Origin of the sequence: uncultured Nisaea sp. (genome assembly GCF_963974195.1) — a bacterium.
Taxonomy (GTDB): Bacteria; Pseudomonadota; Alphaproteobacteria; order Thalassobaculales; family Thalassobaculaceae; genus Nisaea.
This window is the reverse complement of the sequence record NZ_CAXBDC010000177.1, coordinates 1-4,691: the sequence shown is the minus strand read 5'-3', so window position 1 is coordinate 4,691 and position 4,691 is coordinate 1. Positions and strand designations below refer to the sequence as shown.

Genomic DNA, 4,691 nt, shown 5'->3' with positions numbered 1-4,691 from the left:
CCGGCCGGGCGACCTGCCGCGGCCAGCTCCGCTTCGTCGTCGGCACCGATCCGGAGGACATTGTTCCGGCCCTGCGCCGGCATCTGGAACGCGAAGGTTTCCCGATGGTCACAGTCTCGGACGCCGACCGCGGCTATATGAAGGCGACGCGCCTCGATCCCGATCACGCGCTCGTGCAATGGGCGGCGAGCTCGATCCAGCGCACGACCAACAAGAAGACCGCTATCCTGCCGAACCTCGGCGGCTCGCTGCCGAACGACGTGTTCAGCGAAACCCTCGGTCTGGCCACGATCTGGGTGCCGCATTCCTATGCCTCCTGCTCCCAGCATGCACCGAACGAGCATGCGCTGAAGCCGGTTCTGCGCGAAGGCCTGCAACTTACCGCCGGCCTTTTCTGGGATATCGGCGACGGCACCCTGCCGGAAAGCTGGTAATCCGATGACCACGCGGCGTGTTCTGTCGGCTGAGATCAGCCACGAGACCAATACTTTCAGTGTGTTGCGGACCGGTATGGACGCTTATTTGCGTCGGCAATGCTATTTCGGCGACGAGATAGCGAAGCATATGTCCGGCACCGCGACGGAAGTGGCGGCGCATATCGACGCCGCGCGGACATACGGCTGGGAGCTGATCCCGACCGTCGCGGCCCATGCCACACCGAGCGGCATGACCACGGCGGACGCCTGGGAAGAGCTGTGCAACATCGTCCTGGCCGGTCTCGACACGGGACCGGTCGACGGCGTCATGCTCGCCCTGCACGGCGCCATGGTGACCGAAACTAGCCAGGACGCGGAAGGCGACCTGCTGAAACGGTTGCGGGACCGTCTCGGCAAGCACGTTCCGATTGCCGTCACCCTCGATCTGCATGCGAACGTGACCGATGGAATGGCCGAGCTGGCCGATATCCTGCGTCCCTACCGGACATATCCGCATATCGACCAGTACGAGGCCGCGACGGAAGCGGCATCCCTGCTGCAGCGGGCGATGGACAAAGAGATCCGGCCGGTCACGGTTGTTGCCCGGCGGCCGACCCTCGACGGCCTCAACCATGGCCGCACCCAGGAAGGCCCGATGGTAGAGCTTCTGGCTCGTGCGGCGGAGATCAAGGCCGCTGATCCGGCTATTCTGGAAATTGGCCTCTGTGCCGGTTTCGCCTGGTCGGACATTGCCGAGGCAGGCCCCTCCGTCAGCGTCACCACGGATGGCGATGCGGAAAAAGGCCGGAAGATCGCGAACGAGCTGATGCAGTTCGTCTGGGACACCCGCGCGATCAACACCGTCCCCCTGCTCTCCCTCACCGAGCTTTCGGCAAGGATCAAGGACGGCCCCACGGGCAAGGGACCGCTCGTTATCGGCGATACCACGGACAATCCGGGTGGTGGCGGTTATGGCGACGGCGTGCGCCTGCTGGAAGCCATTATCGCGACAGGCACCCCGAACGCGGCGCTGGCCGCGATCTGCGATCCGGCAATTGCCGAGCAGGCTCACAAAGCCGGTGCGGGAGCGCGGATCAGCATCTCACTCGGAGCGAAAGTCGATCCGGGCAGCTATGGTCCTCCGATCGGGACCGAGGCCACGGTGCTCGCGCTCAGCGAGACCGGAGCCTTCGTCTGCGACGGGCCCATGTGGGCCAACATGGAAGTGCGCCTCGGCCGCTCCGCCCTGCTCGACATTTCAGGCGTGAAGGTGGTGATCGCCAGCAGCAATCTGCAGGTCACGGACCAGCAGGCGCTGAAGCTGTTCGGACTCGACCCGGCGGCACTGGACGTCATCGCCGTCAAATCTTCTCACCATTTCCGCGCGGCCTTCCAGCCGGTCGCCCGCGACGTCGTGCTGGTGGATAGCGGCTGTCTCGTCTCGCAGGATTACGCCAGCTTCAACTACAGGCACCTGCGCCGGCCGATCTGGCCGATTGACCCCGAAGCGGGCAAATAATAAGCGCCGGGTCATTGCCCGGCGCCCAGAAACAGAAACGGCCGGGTTCATGCCCGGCCGTTCTTCTTATTCCTTATGCTCTACCGGTCCATCCGCCTTGAGCCATTCTCCAAGGCCGCCCTCAAGATGGGCAACAGGCGTCAGGCCCATATCCTGCGCCGTCTTGGCGGACAGGGCCGAGCGCCAGCTCGCGGCGCAATAGAAGACGAAGGTTTTGTCCTCGCCGAAGAAGTCCTTGTAATAGGGGCTGGCCGGATCGATCCAGAACTCCAGCATGCCGCGCGGCACATGGCGCGCGCCCGGAATGCGGCCGCTCTTGGCGATCTCGCGCACATCGCGGACATCGATAAAGGTCACGTCGTCGCTGCCAACCATGGCCTTTGCATCCTCAACAGAGACGATGCGGACCTGCTCATTGGCTTCGGCCACCATGGAGTCGACGGTTTTGATGGTTTTCTTGGCCATTGAGGCCCTCCCTCAGGATCACGTTTCTGGGGAGAGCCTAATGCGCGCGGGGCGCAAACGGAATGGCCATTCGGGAACCGGACTGATGCTCCGGTTCCCTCAGGTCGTCAGGAGAGTATCAGCCTTCGGCTGCGGTCTTGCGGGCGTGCTTCTTGCGCTCGTTGATATCGAGATAGCGCTTGCGCAGGCGGATATTGTTCGGGGTCACCTCGACCAGTTCGTCATCACCGATATAGGAGATCGCCTTTTCCAGCGTCATCCGGATCGGCGGGGTCAGGACGATCGAATCGTCCTTGCCCGAGGCCCGGAAGTTGGTGAGCTGCTTGGACTTCAGCGGGTTGACGTCAAGATCGTTCCCTCGGTTGGTCTCGCCGATCACCATGCCCGGATAGATATCCTCGCCGCCACCGATCATCAGCGGGCCGCGCTCTTCCAGATTGAACAGTGCGTAGGCCGCTGCCTTGCCCTTTTCCAGGCTGATCAGCACGCCGTTGCGTCGGGTCGGGATCGGGCCTTTATAGGGACCGTAGCTGTCGAACACCCGGTTCATGATGCCGGTACCGCGGGTATCGGTCATGAATTCGCCGTGATAGCCGATCAGGCCGCGCGACGGGCAGCGGAAGGTCACCCGCTGTTTGCCGCCGCCGGACGGACGCATGTCCATCAGTTCGGCCTTGCGCTGCTGCATCTTTTCGACCACGGCGCCGGAAAATTCCTCGTCCACGTCGATGACGACTTCTTCCATCGGCTCAAGGCGCTGGCCAGTCTGCGGATCGGACTGGAACAGCACGCGCGGGCGGCTGATCGACAGCTCGAAGCCCTCACGGCGCATCTGTTCGATCAGCACCGCAAGCTGCAATTCGCCACGGCCGGAGACCTCGAAGGCATCCTTGTCGGCGGTTTCGGAGACACGAATGGCAACGTTGCCTTCCGCTTCCTTCTTCAGGCGGTCCCAGATCACCCGGCTCGTCACCTTGTCGCCGTCGAGACCGCCAAGCGGGCTGTCATTGACCGAGAAGGTCACGGCGATGGTCGAGGGATCGATCGGCTGCGCCATGATTGGCTCGGTCACTTCCGGCACGCAGATGGTGTCGGCAACGGTCGATTTCGAAAGCCCTGCAAGCGCCACGATGTCGCCGGCCTCGGCCTGCTCCAACGGCACCCGCTCAAGCCCGCGATAGGCGAGAATCTTGGTGATCCGGCCCTGCTCCAGCACCTTGCCGTCGCGGGACAGTGCCTTGACACTGACGTTCGGGCGCACAGTTCCGGCCTCGATCCGGCCGGTCAGCAGGCGGCCCAGATACGGATCGGCCTCGACCGTGGTTGCCAGCATGCGGAACGGTGCGTCCTTCTCGACGGCAGGCTCCGGCACATGGCGCAGGATAAGCTCGAACAGCGGCGTCATGTCGGTGCCGACCTCGTCCGGCGTCTCGCTCGCCCAGCCGGCCTTGCCGGAAGCGAACAGCGACGGGAAGTCGAGCTGGTCTTCATTAGCCTCGAGCGCGGAGAACAGGTCGAACATCTCGTCCTGCACTTCGTAAGCGCGCTGCTCCGGCTTATCGACCTTGTTGACCACGACCATCGGACGCAGGCCCAGCTTCAGGGCCTTGGCGAGCACAAACTTGGTCTGCGGCATCGGGCCTTCGGCCGCGTCCACCAGAACGACAACGCCGTCCACCATGGAGAGGATACGCTCAACCTCGCCACCGAAATCGGCATGGCCCGGCGTGTCGACGATGTTGATACGGGTGCCGCCATATTCGACCGAGGTGCATTTGGCGAGAATGGTGATACCGCGCTCGCGCTCGATATCGTTGCTGTCCATCGCCCGCTCGTCGACCTGCTGGTTCTCGCGGAACGTACCGGTCTGTTTCAGGAGCACGTCGACAAGCGTGGTTTTACCGTGGTCGACGTGGGCGATGATGGCGATATTTCTCAGTTCCATGGAACGACTCCGAACAGGTCCGCCGCGCGCCGCTACTACGGCGCGGTGCCAGGCGTGCAAATCTGCGTTGATTGGCCCAGGGCGGTTCAGGCCCGGCAGTGTCAAAATGACTCGGCGCTAACATACTTATATTGCAGCGCGAAACAAGCGCTGGATTGCATGGCTGCATCCCGCTGGAAGACCCGCTTGCCGTGCAACTCGGCATCCGACTCGAATGTGATGCCGCCCAGCCTTGCCAGCAATCCACTAAATAGGAACAATAAGAGAACAAACAAGAGGGAACGGCACATGGCCGCATCGAAAGAGTTCGCGGACTTCATTACCGACATGCTGGAGCCACTGGGCG

Annotated in this window: 4 protein-coding genes and 1 pseudogene; 2 read left to right on the top strand and 3 right to left on the bottom strand. The window is 63.0% G+C overall.

Features of this window, described 5'->3' with window-relative positions; genetic code table 11:
- Together AAC126_RS21755 and AAC126_RS21750 are read left to right on the top strand one after the other, a co-directional pair.
- Positions 1-434, top strand: a pseudogene (locus AAC126_RS21755) (M20 peptidase family dipeptidase); the annotation flags it as partial.
- 4 nt (positions 435-438) lie between these two features.
- On the top strand, positions 439-1,935 hold the full coding sequence (locus AAC126_RS21750; protein ID WP_339857462.1) for a M81 family metallopeptidase: 1,497 nt from the start codon (positions 439-441) through the stop codon (positions 1,933-1,935).
- Positions 1,936-2,001: 66 nt separating this feature from the next.
- On the opposite strand, the gene AAC126_RS21745 is transcribed toward AAC126_RS21750, so the two are convergent.
- From AAC126_RS21745 to AAC126_RS21735, 3 genes are all read right to left on the bottom strand, one after another.
- Positions 2,002-2,400 carry a rhodanese-like domain-containing protein gene (locus AAC126_RS21745; protein WP_339857459.1) on the bottom strand — a complete coding sequence of 133 codons (399 nt, stop codon included), beginning with the start codon at positions 2,398-2,400 and terminating at the stop codon, positions 2,002-2,004.
- A gap of 118 nt (positions 2,401-2,518) precedes the next feature.
- Positions 2,519-4,345, bottom strand: coding sequence for a translational GTPase TypA (gene typA, locus AAC126_RS21740; RefSeq protein WP_339857457.1), 1,827 nt, complete (start codon positions 4,343-4,345; stop codon positions 2,519-2,521).
- Positions 4,346-4,446: 101 nt separating this feature from the next.
- Positions 4,447-4,691, bottom strand: a 245-nt coding sequence (locus tag AAC126_RS21735; RefSeq protein WP_339857455.1) for a hypothetical protein, incomplete at its 5' end; no start/stop codon positions are given.